Raw genomic sequence first — 17,892 nt, 5'->3', positions numbered from 1 at the left:
CGACCCCATCGAGGCCCAGGCGCTGCTCAATGCCTACGGCCAGAACCGCGACCGTCCCCTCTGGCTCGGTTCGGTGAAATCCAACCTCGGCCACACCCAGGCGGCCTCCGGCGTCGCCGGCGTCATCAAGATGGTCCTCGCGATGCGCAACGGCTTGCTCCCGCGCACCCTGCACGCCGACGTTCCCACTCCCGAGGTGGACTGGAGCGTCGGCGACGTGCGTCTGCTCACCGAGGCGCAGCCGTGGCAGCGCAACGGTCACCCCCGCCGCGCCGGCATCTCGTCCTTCGGCATCAGTGGCACCAACGCCCACGTGATCCTCGAAGAGGCCGAGGACCGCGAACCGGTCGTGCCGCAGCCGGACACCGCCGCACCCGTACCCCTGGTGCTCTCCGCCTCCGCGCCGAACGCCCTGCGTGAGCAGGCCGCCCGCCTGGCCGACCTGCTCGGCACCGACGACATCTCGCTACGCGACGTGGCCTCCTCCCTGGTCCGCACGCGCGGCCTGCTCGCCGAACGCGCCGTGGTGGCCGCCACCGACCCGGCCGCGGCCCGCGACGGTCTGCGCGCCCTCGCCGCCGGCACCGAGGCACCGAACGTCACCACCGGCCGCCCCGCCGGCCGCGACGAGCGGGTGGTGTTCGTGTTTCCGGGGCAGGGGGCGCAGTGGGTGGGTATGGGGGTGGAGTTGCTTGCCGTGTCGCCGGTTTTCGCCGAGCGGATGGCGGAGTGTGAGCGGGCGTTGGCGCCGTTTGTGGATTGGTCGTTGGTTGAGGTTTTGGGTGATGAGGAGGCGTTGCGGCGGGTTGATGTGGTGCAGCCGGTGTTGTGGGCGGTGATGGTGTCGTTGGCTGCGGTGTGGCGGTCGTGGGGTGTGCGGCCGGCTGCGGTGGTTGGTCATTCGCAGGGTGAGATCGCGGCGGCGTGTGTGGCTGGGGCGTTGTCTTTGGAGGATGGTGCTCGGGTGGTGGCGTTGCGGTCGGCGGCGATCGCGGGGCTGCCGGGTGCCGAGAGCGGCATGACCTCGGTGGCGATGCCCCGGGCGGACGTCGAGGCCCTGCTCGACCCGAACCTCGGGGTGGAGGTCGCGGCGGTCAACGGACCGGCAGCGACAGTGATCTCCGGCGAGGTGACGGGCCTGGCCCGGATCGAGTCCTGGTGCGAACAGCGCGGCATCCGCGCCCGCCGGGTACCGGTCACCTATGCCTCGCACTCGGCTCAGATGGAGGTTCTGCGCGACGAACTCGCCCGCGTACTCGGTCCGGTGCGGCCACAGGCGGGACAGGTGCCGTTCTTCTCGACCCTACGGGGCGAGGTGGTGGACGGAGCCGAGCTGGACGCCGGCTACTGGTTCGCCAACCTGCGGCACACCGTACTGCTGGAGCCGGTGGTGGCGCGGCTGACCGCCGACGGTGTGGGCGCGTTCGTGGAGATGAGCCCTCACCCGGTACTGACCGCACCGGTCGCGGAGATCGTGGAGGCGGCGGGCGGTACGGCGGTGGTGGCCGGCTCGCTGCGCCGTGACGAGGGCGGCCTGGATCGGCTGCTGCTGTCGGCCGGCGAACTCTTCGTCCAGGGGGTACGCCTGGACCTGCGCGCGTGGGTGCCGGAGGGCAACCGGGTCGAGCTGTCGTCGTACCCGTTCCAGCGTCGACGTTTCTGGCTCACGACCTCCGGCGGCGACGTCCGGGCGGCCGGTCTGGCGGCAACCCGGCATCCCCTGGTCGCGGGATCGATGCGGCTGGCCGACGGCGACGCGCTGGTTCTCACCGGACGGCTGTCCCTGCAGAGCCACGCCTGGCTGGCCGACCACACCGTGGGCGACACGGTCCTGGTGCCCGGCACCGCCTTCGTCGAACTCGCCGTCCGGGCGGGCGACGAGGCCGGCTACGACCACATCGAGGAGATGACCCTGCACACCCCGCTGGTACTGCCACGGCGGGGACACGTGACGCTACAGGTCGTCCTGCGCGACGGGACGGTCAGCGTCCACTCCCGCCCCGACGGCGAGGACGACTTCACGCACCACGTGACCGCGACCCTGGCCCGGGGCACCGGAGCTGGTGGCGCGGCGCCGCCCTCGTGGCCGCCCGCAGATGCCCGGCGACTGCCCGTGGAGGGGGTCTACGAGCGGCTCGCCGACGGCGGCTATCACTACGGACCCGCCTTCCAGGGCCTGCGAGCCGCCTGGTGGCACGACGGCAGCCTCTACGCCGAGGTCGCCCTGCCGGAAGGCGTCGAGACCGACGGTTTCGCACTGCATCCCGCTCTCTTCGACGCAGCCCTACAGGCGGTCTCCCTCGACCCCACCACCGCCGCCACCGGCGAGCAACCCCGGCTGCCGTTCGCGTTCACCGGCGTCACCGTGCACGCCGGCGGCGCCACCCACCTGCGCGTCCGGCTGACCCGCGACGAGCAGGGCGACCTGACCCTGCACGCCTTCGACCCGACCGGCGCCCCCGTGGTCACCGTCGACAGGCTCGTCACCCGTCCCCTCACCGACACCACCGTCACCCGTCCCGCCGTCGGCGACGCCCTGTGGCGGGTCGACTGGACCGGGACCACTCCGGCCGCCGACCACGACGCCACCCGCTGGGCGGTCGTCGGCGCTCCGGAATTGGCGGCCCGGCTCGGCACCGTGGCCGCCCAGCATCCCGACCTCGCCGCCCTGCTCGCCGTGCCCGGCACTCCGCCGGAAACCGTGGCCCTGCTGCTGCCCCCGGCACCGACCGGCCTCGGTCTCGCCGGCCGGACGCACCAGGCCACCCTCGGCATCCTCGACCTGCTCCAGCGGTGGCTCGCCGACGCACGTACCGCCGGCTCGCGGCTGGTGCTGGTCACCACCGGCGCGGTGAGCGCGACCCCGGACGGACACGACCTGACCGACCCTGCCCACGCGGCGGTGTGGGGCCTGGTCCGCTCCGCGCAGGCCGAACACCACGACAGGTTCGTCCTCGTCGACGTCGACCGCGCGGACGCGCTCACCCGGCTGCCCGCCGCCGTCGCCACCGGCGAGACCCAGATCGCCGTGCGCGGCGACCGGCTGCTCGTCCCCGGGCTCGCCCGCCCGACCGCCGCCGACGTCCTCGAACTTCCTGCCGACGGCATCTGGCGGGTCGAGGCGGGCGCCGACGGTTCCCTGGACAGCCTCGTCGTCGCCGCCGTCGAGCGGCCCGGGCTCGCGGCGCGCGAGGTCCGGGTCGGGGTACGCGCGGCCGGGGTGAACTTCCGGGACGTCCTGCTCAGCCTCGGCATGTACCCGGGCGCCGGAACCATCGGCGGCGAGGCCGCCGGGATCGTGCTCGACGTCGGCGAGGAGGTGACCGCGCTGCGCCCCGGCGACCGGGTGATGGGGCTGTTCACCGGCGCCTTCGGCCCCGAAGCCGTCGCCGACGAGCGGATGCTCGCCGCGATCCCCGAGGGCTGGTCCTTCGCCCGCGCCGCCACGGTGCCCGCGGCGTTCGCCACCGCCTGGTACGCCCTGCACGACCTCGCCGGGCTGCGCGCCGGGGAGCGGGTACTGATCCACGCGGCTGCCGGCGGGGTCGGGCAGGCAGCGGTGCAACTGGCGCAGCACCGGGGCGCGGAGGTGTTCGGTACGGCCAGCCCCGGCAAGTGGGACGTGTTGCGCGGGCTCGGCCTGGCCGACGACCACCTCGCCAGTTCCCGTGACCTGACGTTCGCGGATCGTTTTCCGTCCGGTATGGACGTCGTCCTGAACAGTCTCGCCGGTGAATTCGTCGACGCGTCCCTCGACCTGCTCGCGCCCGGCGGCCGGTTCGTGGAGATGGGCAAGACCGACATCCGCCGTACCGCCGCCACCGTCCGCTACCGCGCCTTCGACCTGGCCGAGGCCGGCCCCGATCGCATCCAGCAGATCCTCACCGGGGTCACCGGGCTGATGGCCACCGGCGCGCTGCGCCCGCTGCCGCTGCGGGCGTTCGACGTACGCCGGGCGGCGGACGCGTTCCGGTTCATGAGCCAGGCCCGACACACCGGCAAACTCGTCCTCACCGTGCCGAAGCCCGCGATCACCGGAACCGTACTGGTCACCGGCGCGACCGGCACGCTGGGCCGGATGATCGCCGAACACCTCGCCGCGGCCGGCGCCCCGCACCTGCTGCTGCTGAGCCGCACCGGCGAGGCCGCCGACGGCGCGGACGAACTCCGTGCCCGGCTCACCGCCCTCGGCGCGGAGGTGACGATACGTTCCTGCGACGCCTCGGACCGGGAGCAGTTGGCCGCCGCCCTGGCCGGGATCCCCCGGGCGTACCCCCTCACCGGCGTCGTGCACGCGGCCGGCGTCCTCGCGGACGGAGTCCTGGAGTCGTTGACTCCACAGCAGGTCGAGGCGGTGCTGCGGGCCAAGGTGGATGCCGCGGTCAACCTGCACGAGCTGACCGTGGACGCCGACCTGGCGATCTTCGTGCTCTACTCGTCGGTCGCCGGTGTCCTCGGCGCGGCCGGGCAGGCCAACTACGCCGCCGCCAACGCGTTCCTCGACGCGCTGGCCCGGCACCGCCGCAGTCAGGGCCTGCCCGCCACCTCCCTCGCCTGGGGATTCTGGGACGAACGCAGCGCCATGACCGGGCACCTCGACGACACCGACCTGCGCCGCCTCGCCCGAGGCGGCATCGCCGGACTGACCCGCGAGCACGGCCTCGCCGTGTTCGACGCGGCGGTCCACCGCGAGGAGCCCGCGCTCGTCGCCGCCCGCCTCGACCTGCGCGCCCTGCACCGCGCCGACGCGGTCGTACCGCCGCTGATGCGTGGCCTGGTCCGCACCCCGGCCCGCCGTACCGCCAGCAGCGGCACGAGCGCGGCGGGCTTCGCCGGCCGGCTGGACGCCATGCCGCCCGGTGACCGGGAGCAGCACGTCCTCGACCTGGTCCGGGCCGCCGGCGCGGCGGTTCTCGGCCATCGGGGCGCCGACGCGATCGACCCGCACCGCGCCTTCAAGGACATCGGCTTCGACTCACTGACCGCCGTCGAGCTCCGCAACCGGCTCGGTACCGCCACCGGACTGCGGCTACCCGCCACGCTCGTCTTCGACCATCCGACGCCCGCCGCGATCACCGCGTACGTGCTGGCGGAAACGCTCGGCACCGGGTCCGCGCCGAGCCTGCCGGTGGTGGGTACGTCCACACCGGACAGCGCGGTGGACCCGATCGTCATCGTCGGGATGAGCTGCCGCTTCCCCGGTGGGGTCAGCTCTCCCGAGACGCTGTGGGAGCTGCTGGACGCGGGCGGCGACGCGGTCGGGCCGTTCCCCGTCGACCGGGGCTGGGACCTGGAGGGGCTCTACCATCCCGATCCTGAGCACCCGGGCACCTCGTACACCCGGCAGGGCGCCTTCCTCGGCGGCGTCGCCGACTTCGACCCCGGTTTCTTCGGCATCTCGCCACGCGAGGCGCTGGCGATGGACCCGCAGCAGCGGCTGCTGCTGGAGATCTCGTGGGAGGCGTTCGAGAACGCCGGGATCGACCCGTCGACGCTGCGCGGCAGCCGTACCGGTGTCTTCGCCGGAGCCAGCGGCCAGGACTACACCGGCCTGGTCGCCCGGATCCCCGAGCGGGTGAAGGGTCATTTGGTCACCGGCAACACCGGTAGCGTGGTGTCCGGGCGGATCTCCTACACCTTCGGGCTGGAGGGCCCGGCGATGACCGTGGACACGGCCTGCTCGTCGTCGCTTGTCGCGTTGCACCTGGCGGCGCAGGCACTCAGGCAGGGGGAGTGCACGCTCGCCCTCGCCGGCGGCGTGACGGTGATGTCCACCCCCGGCTTCTTCGTCGAGTTCAGCCGACAGCAGGGCCTCGCCCGCGACGGGCGCTGCAAGGCGTTCTCGGCGGACGCGGACGGCATGGGAGCCGCCGAGGGCGCCGGCATGGTAGTGCTGGAACGCCTCTCCGACGCCCGCCGCCACGGGCACCAGATCCTCGCCGTGATCAGCGGGTCGGCGGTCAACCAGGACGGCGCGTCGAACGGTCTCACCGCACCGAACGGCCCGAGCCAGCAGCGGGTGATCCAGCAGGCGCTCGCCGCCGCCGGATTGCGCCCCGCCGACGTCGACGCCGTCGAGGCGCACGGCACCGGCACCCGGCTCGGCGACCCGATCGAGGCGCAGGCGCTGGTCGCCACGTACGGCCAGGACCGGGACCGTCCGGTTCGGATCGGCTCGATCAAGTCCAACATCGGCCACACCCAGGCGGCGGCCGGGGTCGCCGGCGTGATCAAGATGGTACTGGCCATGCGGCACGGGATCCTGCCGCGAACGCTGCACGCCGAGCAGCCCAGCCCGCACGTCGACTGGTCCGCCGGAGCCGTCGAACTGCTCACCCGGCCACAGTCCTGGGAGGCGGACGGCCGCCGACGGCGTGCCGGGGTGTCGTCGTTCGGGATCAGCGGCACCAACGCCCACGTGATCCTCGAAGAGGCACCCGGCGTACCGGAGGTCGAGCCGGAGTCGGTGCCGGCGGACCGCCCCGCGCGAGTCGCCCTGGTCGACGCCGCCGCCGGGGACCGCGTACCGGCTGCCGAAGGTCCGCTGGTGCCCTGGGCGCTCTCGGCCAAGACGGCGGAGGCATTGCGCGACCAGGCGGAACGGCTGGCGGCCGTGACCGCCGAGCCCCGGGACGTCGCGCACTCGCTGCTGGTCACCCGCGCGGTGTTCGACCACCGTGCGGTCGTGCTCGGCCGGAGACACGCCGACCTGGTCGCCGGCCTGTACGCACTGCGCGACGGTACCCGGGCGGCGAACCTCGTCCAGGGGGTACGCCGGGACGGGAAGCTCGCCTTCGCCCTCACCGGACAGGGCGCCCAGCGCGCCGGGATGGGCCGGGAACTGGCCGCCGCGTTCCCCGCCTTCGACGCCGTGCTGGAGGAGACCTGCGCCGCGTTCGACCGGCACCTCGACCGGCCGCTGCGCCGGGTGGTCGACGGCGACCCGGAACTGCTCGACCGTACCGAGTACACCCAGCCGGCGCTGGTCGCCGTCGAGATCGCACTGGCCCGGCTGCTCGGCACCTTCGGGATCAGGCCCACCGCGCTGATCGGCCACTCCATCGGGGAGTTCGCCGCGGCCCACCTCGCCGGGGTGCTCAGCCTCGAGGACACGGCCGCGCTGGTGTGCGCCCGGGGCCGGCTGATGCAGGCGCTGCCCGGCGGCGGTGCGATGCTGGCGCTGGGCGTCACCGAGGAGGAGGCCCGGGAGGCGATCTCGGCGGTCGGCGGCCGGATCGGCATCGCCGCGGTCAACGGCCCGAGGTCGGTGGTCGTCTCCGGCGACGGCGACGCGGTCACGGCGGTCGCGCAGCGGTTCGAGGGCCGGCGTCGCAAGGCGCTGCGTACCTCGCACGCCTTCCACTCGCCGTTGATGGCGCCGATGCTGGCGGAGTTCCGGGCGGTCGCTGAGACGGTCACGTACGCCCCGGCGGAGATCCCGGTCGTCTCCACCGTCACCGGCCGTCTCGCTGCTGCCGGCGATCTGCGGTCGGCGGACTACTGGGTGCGGCACGCCGCCGAACCGGTCCGCTTCCACGACGGTGTGCGGGGCCTGCACCAGGTCGGCGTCACGACGCTGCTCGAACTCGGCCCGGACGGCACCCTCACCTCGATGGCCCGGGACCTGATGCCCGACGAGGCCGTACTGGAGCCGGTCCTGCGGCGGGACCGGCCGGAGCAGGAGACGCTGCTGACCGCCCTGGCCCGGCTGCACGCGACCGGCATCCCGGTCGACTGGACGCCGGTGGTACCGGGTGGCCGCCGGGTCGCGTTGCCGACGTACCCGTTCCAGCACCGGCGCCTGTGGCTCACCGACGCGGTCGCGGGCGAGGGCCTCGACCTGGGTGACCCGCTGGTGATCGCGGGCGACGGCGTGCTGTTCGACGCGACGCTTCCGGGAGCGGATGGTCTGGACGCGCCGGGCGGCCTGGTGGTGGAGCTGCTGCTGCGGGCCGGTGACGAGGTCGGCGCCGAGGTGATCGACGAGGCGGAGCTGCTGGTACCGCTTCCCGCCGCCGAGCCGGGCGGGACGCGGGTGCAGGTGCGGGTCCGGGCTGCCGATCCGGCCGGGCGGCGGGCGGCGAGCATCTCCTCGTACGACGGCACCGGCTGGACCGTCAACGCGACCGCGACCCTCGTGACCGGCGACGCGACCGACGAGCCGGAGCCGATCGACGTCTGGCCCCCGGCCGGAGCGGAGGCCGTCGAGGTCGGCACGGACACCACCCTGCGGGCCGTGTGGCGCGGCGACGGCGAGGTCTTCGCCGAAGCGGTCCTGCCCGACCCCGCGCGGGCCGACGGCTACCTGCTGCACCCGGCGCTGCTGGAGGCCCTGGCCGCGGTGCCGGGGCCGGGCGGACCCGTACCGCTCACCCGGTGGCGCGACGTGCGGCTGCTCGCCACCGGCGCCCACCACCTGCGGCTCCGGCTGTCGACCCGGCCCGACAACGGCCACGCCCTGCTGGCCACCGACGCGACGGGCGTACCTGTGCTGACGGCCGGCACGGTGGTGCTGGGACACCCCGGCTCGGCCGCCAGCCCGACGAACGGCGCCGACTCGGCCGCCAGCCCAATGAACGGGACCGCCGGCCCACTGAACGGCGCCGGGTCGCCCAGCGGTTCCCTCGACGGCGTCGGGTCGCCCACCGGCCCTCTGAACGGCGCCGGGTCGGTTGCTGCCGGGCAGGCGCCGGTCCGGCGCGCGGTCCGGAGGGTCGTGCGTCCGGTGGACCGGGCGGCCGGGGAGGGCTCCGGAGGCAACTCCTTCGACCCGGCCACGGCGCTGGAACTGGTCCGGCGGGAGGTCGCCGCCGCGCTCGGCCACGACCCGACCGACCTCCTGGACGACCAGCTCAGCCTGCTGGAACTGGGCTTCGACTCGCTGACCGCGACGGAGCTGCGCCGACGCCTGGTCGCGGCGACCGGCATCCCGCTGGAGCCGACCGTCGTCTTCGACGAACCCTCACTGGCGGCGCTCGCCCGGCATCTCACCGAACGCGCCGACAGTCGTGGACCGGAATCCTCCGGTACGGTCAGCGCGCTCTACTGGCAGGCCTGCGCGCAGGGCCGGCTCGACGAAGGACTCGCCCTCGTGCAGGCGGCGGCGCGACTGCGACCGGCCTTCGATGTCGCCACCGCCGAGCAGCACGTTCCCGGCCCGGTACGCCTGGCCGACGGCTCCGGCGGGCTCCGGCTGATCTGCCTGCCGAGCTTCAGCGCCGTCGCCGGCCCGCACGAGTTCGCGCCGTTCGCCGCCGCGCTGCGGGGCAGGCGCGAGGTGTGGGCACTGCCCGAGCCCGGTTACCTCGACGGCGAGGCCCTGCCGGAGTCGCTCGACGCGCTCGTGCGGATGCAGGCCGAGGCGGTCCGCCGCCTGACGGCCGACGGGGACGGCTTCGTCCTCGTCGGGCGGTCGATGTCGGGCATGCTGGCGTACGCGCTGACCGCGCACCTTGAGGCGGCGCAGCTACCGCCCGCAGCGGTACTGCTGCTCGACAGCTCCACGCCGGAGTCGATCCGTCGCCGGCCGTGGCTTTCGACCGGGCTCGCCCAGGCGGTCGCCGAGCGGGAGAGCGGGATGGAGCTGCGCAGCGACACCCGGATCACGGCGATGGGCCGCTACCACGAGATCTTCGGGGCGTGGGAGCCGAAGCCGGTGGCCACCCGGACGCTGCTGGTGCGCGCCACGGAACCGTGGTCGGCGGAGACGGGCGACGGCGGCTGGCGGGCCGAGTGGGACCTGCCGCACGAGACGATCGACGTCCCGGGCGACCACTTCACCATCCTGGAGTCGGCGGCCGGGTCCACCGCCCTCGCGGTCGACGGGTGGATCGGCGCGACGCTCCTGGAGACCGGTAGGGGCGGCGATAGGGGTTGACCCTGGCCCGGCCGTGCTGTCCGTCCAATTGAACGACGTACCCGTGGATTCTTTCGCCATTTCTCCGGCCGATTCCTGGACATCGTCGTCCGGTGGCCGGAGGTAATTACCAGGTCCCGAGTCAGGGGTTGGCAGGGGTTCAGCTCATCCGACCGAGTCACTAGCTTCAACTGCGGAGACACGCTTCTCACCGGGTTGTGCGTCCTGACGGTCTCCGGCTGCGACAGACAGGTTGCGTGAATGTCGAACGAAGAAAAGACCGTCGAATACCTCAAGCGGTTGACGGCAGATCTGCAGCGTACCCGGCGGCAGTTGCGCGACGCCGAGGAACGGGACCGGGAGCCGATCGCGCTGGTGGGCATGGCGTGCCGTTTCGCCGGCGGGGTCGGCTCGGCCGACGAGCTGTGGCAACTGCTGGCGAGCGGATCCGACGCGGTCGGGGAGTTCCCGGCCGACCGAGGCTGGGACCTTGCTGCCCTCTTCGACCCGGACCCGGAGCGTGTCGGCACCTCGACCACCCGACACGGCGCCTTCCTTCCGGCGGCGGGCGAGTTCGACGCGGGGTTCTTCGGCGTTTCGCCGCGTGAGGCGATCGCGATGGACCCGCAGCAGCGGGTACTGCTGGAGACCTCCTGGGAGGCGTTCGAGGATGCCGGGGTACGCCCGGACACGTTGCGCGGCACCGCCACGGGCGTCTTCGTCGGCAGCAACAGCCAGGACTACGCCTCCGTCGCCACCGCCGCGCCGGAGGAACTCGAGGGCTACCTCGGCACCGGTACCGCCGCCAGTGTGCTGAGCGGCCGACTGTCCTACACGTACGGCTTCCAGGGCCCTGCGATCACCGTGGACACCGCCTGCTCGTCCTCGCTTGTCGCCCTGCACCTCGCCGTGCGGTCGCTGCGCGCCTTGGAGAGCTCCCTGGCACTCGCCGCCGGGGTCACGGTGATGTCCACGCCCGGCGCCTTTCTCGAGTTCAGCCGTCAGCGGGGGTTGGCTGCGGATGGTCGGTGCAAGGCGTTCGCGGCGGGCGCTGACGGTACGGGCTGGGGTGAGGGTGTCGGTGTGCTGGTGTTGGAGCGGCTTTCGGACGCCCGCCGGCACGGTCGGCGCATCCTGGCGGTGGTGCGTGGTTCGGCGGTGAACCAGGACGGCGCCTCCAGCGGTCTGACCGCGCCGAACGGTCCGAGTCAGCAGCGGGTGATTCGGCGGGCGTTGGCGGACGCGGGTGTCGACGCGGCCGGTGTGGATGTGGTGGAGGCGCACGGTACGGGTACGCGGTTGGGTGATCCGATTGAGGCGCAGGCGTTGTTGGCCACGTATGGGCGGGATCGTGTTCGGCCGTTGTGGTTGGGGTCGGTGAAGTCGAATATCGGTCATACGCAGGCGGCTGCGGGTGTGGCTGGTGTGATCAAGATGGTGTTGGCGATGCGTCACGGCGTGCTGCCGAGGACGTTGCATGTGGACGAGCCGACGCCGGAGGTCGACTGGTCGTCGGGGGCGGTTCGGTTGTTGACCGAGGTCCAGCCGTGGCAGCGTAACGGCCACCCCCGCCGAGCCGGCGTCTCCTCGTTCGGAATGAGCGGCACGAACGCCCACGTCATCATCGAGGAGGCACCCGAGGGCTCCCTGGCGGGTGAACCGGTCGACGTCTCTGCGGCGGGTGAGCCGGTCGAGCCGCCGGGTGAGCCGGTCGAGTCAACCGTCGCGGTGCCGCTGGTGCTGTCCGCCCGTACCGAGCCGGCCCTGCGCGAGCTGGCTGCCCGGATGGCCGCGCTGCCGGAGACCTCCGGCGTGGACCTCGGGCACTCGCTGGCCGTCACCCGGACCCCGCTGCCGGTCCGAGCGGTCGTCGTCGCCGACGACTCCGGCTCCGCCCGGGCCGGGTTCACGGCACTGGCCGCCGGGGAGGCCGTGACCGGAGTCGTCACCGGCACCGCCGCCGGCACCCGCGACAACGTCGTCTTCGTCTTTCCGGGACAGGGGTCGCAATGGGCCGGCATGGCAGCCGAACTGCTGCGTACCTCGCCCGTGTTCGCCGAGCGGATGGCCGAATGCGCCGACGCGCTCGCCCCGCATGTCGACTGGAAGCTGCTCGACGTGCTCACCGGCGTGCCGGGCGCGCCCGGGCTGGACCGGGTCGACGTCGTACAGCCCGTGCTGTTCGCGATGATGGTGTCGCTGGCGGAGGTGTGGCGGGCACACGGCGTACGCCCGGCCGCGGTGCTGGGGCACAGCCAGGGCGAGATCGCCGCCGCCTGCGTCGCCGGGGCGCTCTCCCTGCCGGATGCCGCCCGGCTGGTGGCCCTGCGTTCGCAGGCCCTGTTGCAGCTCTCCCAGCAGGGCGGCATGCTCTCGCTCGCGCTGTCCGTGGCCGAGGTACGCGACCTTGTCGCCGATGACTGTCCGGAGCTGTCGGTCGCCACGGTCAACGGCCCGTCCTCGACCGTGGTCTCCGGCCCGCCCGACGCCCTGCACGCCCTGCGCGACGCGTGCGAGGCGGAGGGCGTCCGAGCCCGGATGATCCCCGTCGACTACGCCTCGCACTCGCCGCAGGTCGAACGGTTGCGCGACGAGCTGATCCGGATCGCGGCGCCGATGACGCCGCGCGACGGCGAGGTCCGTTTCTTCTCCTCGGTCACCGCCGCCTTCCAGGAACACCGGTCGCTGACCCCGGAATACTGGTTCCGCAACCTGCGCGACACCGTCGAGTTCGAGCCTGCGGTCTGCGCCCTGCTGGCTGCCGGATTCACCGCGTTCGTCGAGGTCAGCCCGCATGCGGTGCTCACCATGAGCATCGAGGAGACCGTCCAGGCGGCCGGCGCGGACGCCGCCGTCGTCGGCACCCTGCGCCGCGACGAGGGCGGTCTCGCACGCCTGTACCGCCAGCTCGGCGAAGCATGGGTGCGCGGCGTCCCGGTCGACTGGTCCACCGTGTTCACCGGCGCCCGGCGGGTGGACCTGCCCACGTACCCGTTCCAGCGCCGCAGGTTCTGGCCGGGCCGCCCACGCGGCGCGGGTGACGTCGCCGCCGCCGGTCTCGCGCCGGTGTCCCATCCGCTGCTCGGCGCCGCCGTGCCGATGGCCGGCGCGGGCGCCGTGCTGCTGACCGGCCGGCTCGCCCTCGACACCCAACCCTGGCTGGCCGACCACCGGGTCCGCGACGAGATCCTGCTGCCCGGCACCGGTTTCCTCGAACTGGTCGGCCGTGCCGGCGACGAGGTGGGCGGCACCCTCGTGGAGGAACTCACGTTGCAGGCCCCGCTGGCCGTGCCGGCCACCGGAGCGGTCCGGGTGCAGGTCAGCGTCCGCCCGGCCGAGGAGGGCCGCTGGACCGTCGCGGTGCACTCCCGCGCCGACGGCCGCGACCGCTGGGTCCAGCACGCCGAGGGCGTGTTGAGCAGCGGCTCCGGCACGGCCGTACCCGCGACCGTGGCGTGGCCACCCGCCGGGGCGTCCACGGTGGATGTCGGCGGCGCCTACGACGCCCTGGCGGAGCGCGGGCTGGACTACGGGCCGTCCTTCCGGGGGCTGCGCCGGGTCTGGTCCGGTGACGGTGCCGTCTACGCCGAGGCGCGGCTGCCCGGCGACGTCAGCGGTGCGCCGGCCGACTACCTGCTGCACCCGGCCCTGCTCGACGCCGCCCTGCACGCCGCCGGGGTGGGCGGTCTGCTGCCCTCCGACGGCGTCGCCCGGCTGCCGTGGAGCTTCCAGGGCGTTCGGGTGCACGCCACCGGAGCCGCGGAGCTGCGGGTACGCCTGACCTCGCCGGCGCCCGGGACGCTCGCCCTGACGGCGACCGACACGACCGGCGCGCCCGTGGTGTCGATAGACTCCCTGACCCTGCGCGCGGCCGGTGACGCGGCCGGCGCCGACGACGACCTGTACGCCCTGGAGTGGATTCCCGCCGGCACCACCGCCGCAGCGGTGGCGGACTGGGCACTCCTCGGACCGTACGACGCCGGGGCGCGGCCGGACCGGTGCTACCCGGACCTGGCCGCGCTCTCCACCGCGCTCGACTCCGGCGGACAGGCGCCCGAGCTGGTGGTGACCGTCTGCCCGGCCGCCTCCGGCGACACACCCGCCGAGGTACGCGCCGCCCTGTCCGCCGTGCACGCCCTGCTCGCCGGCTGGCTGGCCGACGGTCGCCTCGACCGGTCCCGGCTGGTCGTCGTCACCCGTGGCGCGGTGGCGGTCCAGGATCGCGGCGAGGTGCGCGACCTCGCCCACGCGGCGGTACGCGGCCTGGTCCGTACCGCCCAGTCCGAGAACCCGGACAGGTTCGTCCTCGCCGACCTCGACGACGACCCGGGCCCGCTCCCGGTCGAGCTGTTCGCCGCCGGTCACCCCGAGGTCGCGATCCGCGCCGGCCGGGCGTGGCTGCCCCGACTGCGCGCGGTCGCCGGCCGGCTCTCCCCGCGTACGCCGATGGCGGCCGGCCCGTGGCGCCTGGACGCCACCGGCGCCGGCTCGGTCGACGGCCTGGCCGTGGTGGCGGCCCCGGAGTCGGCGGCGGAACTGGAGCCGGGCGAGGTCCGGGTGGCCGTACGCGCCGCCGGGGTCAACTTCCGGGACGTGCTCATCACGCTCGGCATGTACCCGGACCCGGCGCTGTTGGGCAGCGAGGCCGCCGGCACCGTGCTCGAAGTGGGGCCGGGCGTGCCGTCCCTCGCGCCGGGCGACCGGGTCACGGGCCTGTTCACCGGCGCGTTCGGCCCGGTGGCGGTCACCGATCACCGGATGCTCACCCGGATACCCGACGGATGGTCCTTCACCCAGGCCGCCTCCATGCCGATCGTCTTCCTCACCGCCTGGTACGCGCTGCGCGACCTCGCCGGCCTGGAAGCGGGAGAGCGTGTCCTCGTGCACGCGGCCGCCGGTGGGGTGGGGCAGGCGGCGGTGCAGTTGGCCCGGCACTGGGGTGCGGAGGTCTTCGGCACGGCCAGCGAGGGCAAGTGGGCGGTGCTGCGCGGGTTGGGCCTGCCGGACGACCACATCGGCAACTCGCGGGACCTGTCGTTCGCGGAACGCTTCCCGGCCGGGCTGGACGTCGTGCTCAACAGCCTGGCCGGCGAGTTCGTCGACACGTCGGCCGGGCTGCTGCGTCCCGGCGGCCGGTTCGTCGAGATGGGCAAGACCGACATCCGCGACCCCGGGTCGGTCGCCGGAATCCACTACCGCTCCTTCGACCTCGTGGAAGCCGGACCGGACCGCATCCAGCAGATGCTCAGCGAGCTGGTGCGGCTGTTCACCGACGGCACGCTGCACCTGCTGCCCACCCACGTCTGGGACGTACGCGAGGCGCCGGAGGCGTTCCGCCGGATCAGCCAGGCCCGGTACGCCGGCAAGGTCGTGCTGACCCTGCCGCAGCCGTGGCAGCGGCACGACACGGTCCTGATCACCGGCGGTACGGGTACCCTTGGCCGGCTGCTGGCCCGGCACCTCGCCGACCGTGGGGTACGGCACCTGCTGCTGGTCAGCCGGTCCGGTCCCGACGCCCCGGGCGTGCCGGAGCTGGTCGCCGACCTCGCCGACCGTGGCGCGACCGCCACCGTGGCGGCCTGCGACGTCGCCGACCGTGGTGCGCTGGAGAAGCTGCTGGTGACGGTCCCGCAGGACCGTCCGCTCACCGGAGTCGTGCACGCCGCCGGGGTTCTGCGCGACGGGCTGGTGGGCTCGCTGACCCCGGCGGACTTCGACGAGGTGTTGCGGGCGAAGGTGGACGCGGCGGCGAACCTGGACGCGTGCACCCGCGACCGGGACCTCGTCGAGTTCGTGCTGTTCTCCTCGGCGGCGGGTCTGCTCGGCGCCCCGGGCCAGGGCAACTACGCCGCGGCGAACACCTTTCTGGACGCGCTCGCCCTGCGCCGCCGGGCGGCGGGCCTGCCGGCGACCTCGCTCGCCTGGAGCCTGTGGGCGCAGCGCAGCGCGATGACCGGACACCTCGGCGACACCGATCTCGGCCGTCTCGCCCGAGGTGGGGTGGCGCCGCTGCGCAGTGACGAGGGACTGCGGCTGTGGGACGCGGCGCTGCGGCACGCCGATCCGGTGCTGGCACCGATGCGGATCGACACCGCGGCCCTGCGTGCCGGTTCGGGCCCCGGTGTCGTCCCGGCGCTGCTGCGCGGCCTCGCCGGTGCCGCGGCACGACCTGCGGCCCGGGCCGTCGACCCGGGAGGTCCGGCCGAGACCCCCGGGCAGCGCTACCTCGCCCTGGCGCCCGCCGAGCGGGACCGGGCCCTGCTGGACCTGGTCCGGTCCTCGGCCGCCGCGGTGCTCGGCCACGCCGACAGCACCGAGATCGGTACCGACCGGGCCTTCAAGGATCTCGGGTTCGACTCGCTGACGGCGGTGGAGCTGCGCAACCGGCTCACCACCGCCACCGGGTTGCGCCTGCCCGCGACCCTGGTCTTCGACAACCCCAGCCCCGCCGCGCTCGCCGCCTCACTCAGCCGCGAACTGCGGCCGGACGAGCCCGGTGCCACCGATGAGGACCCGGCCGGCGCCGAGTTCCACCGCGTGCTGCGGGCGATCCCGTTGCAACGGTTCCACCAGGCCGGCCTCTACGACGCGATCATGAGCCTCGCCGCCGCTCCGGACGAGGTTTCCGCGTCCACCGGGCCCGACGGCGACTCCACGGCCATCGACGACCTCGACGTCGCCGCACTGATCCAGCGGGCGATGGACACCTCGCAATCCTGATCCACCGGCCGCGCCACAGGGGCGCGGCGATCCGGTCGAGCACCCTGGAGAGACACGATGAAGGCGGTAATCATCGGCGCCGGCGTCAGCGGGACGCTGACGGCGGTCGGGTTGGCCCGGGCCGGGCACGACGTGGAGATCTACGAGCGTGCGCCGCAGTTGCGGGACGGCGGCAACGGTGTGATGGTCTGGCACAACGGCACCGGCATCATGAAGGACCTGGGGCTACGGCTGGACGGGCTGGGCCAGCGCATCGACGCCGCCGACGTCTGGTCGTACGACGGGCGCCCGCTGATGCGTACCGACATGGCCGAGATCGCCGACGAGCTGGGTACGCCGGGGCTGGGCGTCATGCGGGGCCAGGTCATGGACCGTGCCGTCGAGGCGCTGCCGCCCGGTGTGCTGCGGTTCGGCAAGAAGTGCGTCCGGATCGAGGAGGCCGGCACCGGCGTCGTGGCCCACTTCGACGACGGTACGACGGCGAACGGCGACGTGTTGATCGGCGCGGACGGATACCGGTCGGTCGTACGGCGTCACCTGGTCGGCGACGTGCTGCCCCGGGCGATGGGACTCGCCTCGTGGCACGGCACCACGCAGGTACCCATCGGGCTGGGTTCCGAGCACGTCGTGCCGACCTACTACGGCAGAGTCGGGCTGTGCACCATCCACCCGGTCGGGCAGGGGCTGATCCACTGGGCGTTCGAGGTGCCGTGGACGGGCGCGCTGCGGCACATCCCCGCCGGAGCGGAGACGGCCGACGCAGCCGAACGACCGGTCGCCGGATCCCGGCTCGCCACCCTGCGCAAGGGCTTCGGCGACTGGGCCCCGCCCGTACGAGAGTTGCTGGACGCCCTGACCGAGGACGACATCGCCGTCGCGCCGCACCTCCTGCACCGCGTTGCCGGGGAGTGGGGTCGGGGCCGGGTCACGCTCGTCGGCGACGCGGCACACGTGGTGCCTCCCCGCATCGGCATGGGCGTCAACCAGGCGCTCGAGGATGCCTGGGTGCTCAGCCGGACGACCGCCGCGGCCGACGATCCGGCACTCGCGCTGCGCCGCTACGAGCAGATTCGCCGGCCGCGCGCCAAGCGCATCCACTCCACGGCCCGGATGATGCAGCGCGCCAACCCGCTGCTGCTCGCCCTGCGCCGTACCCGCAAGGGCGTGAACGGCACGAAGATGCTGCGCGCCAACATCGTGCGCGGCAGCAGCTTCCTCAACGACGACGTGCGCTGAGCCGACGGCATCGCACCGAGCCGACGTGCGGACGGAGACGAACGCGCGCAGCGAGACGACGGCACGCAGCGACGACCGCG

Annotated in this window: 2 protein-coding genes and 1 pseudogene; all 3 read left to right on the top strand. The window is 73.9% G+C overall.

Annotated elements, in window-relative coordinates; genetic code table 11:
• On the top strand, positions 1 to 9,877 hold a 9,877-nt coding region (locus tag Pen02_RS31755), incomplete at its 5' end, for a type I polyketide synthase (protein WP_203869841.1).
• A 249-nt stretch (positions 9,878 to 10,126) separates the two neighbouring features.
• A pseudogene (locus Pen02_RS31750) lies at positions 10,127 to 16,576 on the top strand (SDR family NAD(P)-dependent oxidoreductase); the annotation flags it as partial.
• A gap of 57 nt (positions 16,577 to 16,633) precedes the next feature.
• Positions 16,634 to 17,812: an FAD-dependent oxidoreductase gene (locus Pen02_RS31745; RefSeq protein ID WP_203869839.1), complete on the top strand. Its 1,179-nt coding sequence runs from the start codon at positions 16,634 to 16,636 to the stop codon at positions 17,810 to 17,812.
• The last annotated feature ends 80 nt before the right edge of the window (positions 17,813 to 17,892 follow it).

Origin of the sequence: Plantactinospora endophytica (genome assembly GCF_016862915.1) — a bacterium.
GTDB lineage: Bacteria > Actinomycetota > Actinomycetes > Mycobacteriales > Micromonosporaceae > Plantactinospora > Plantactinospora endophytica.
Note: the sequence above shows the minus strand (reverse complement) of the source record. Positions and strands in the feature narration are given on the sequence as shown.

Excerpts from the sequence above, each read along its gene's own strand:
- Pen02_RS31745 (WP_203869839.1), top strand. The coding sequence starts at position 16,634 with ATGAAGGCGGTAATCATCGGCGCCGGCGTCAGCGGGACGCTGACGGCG.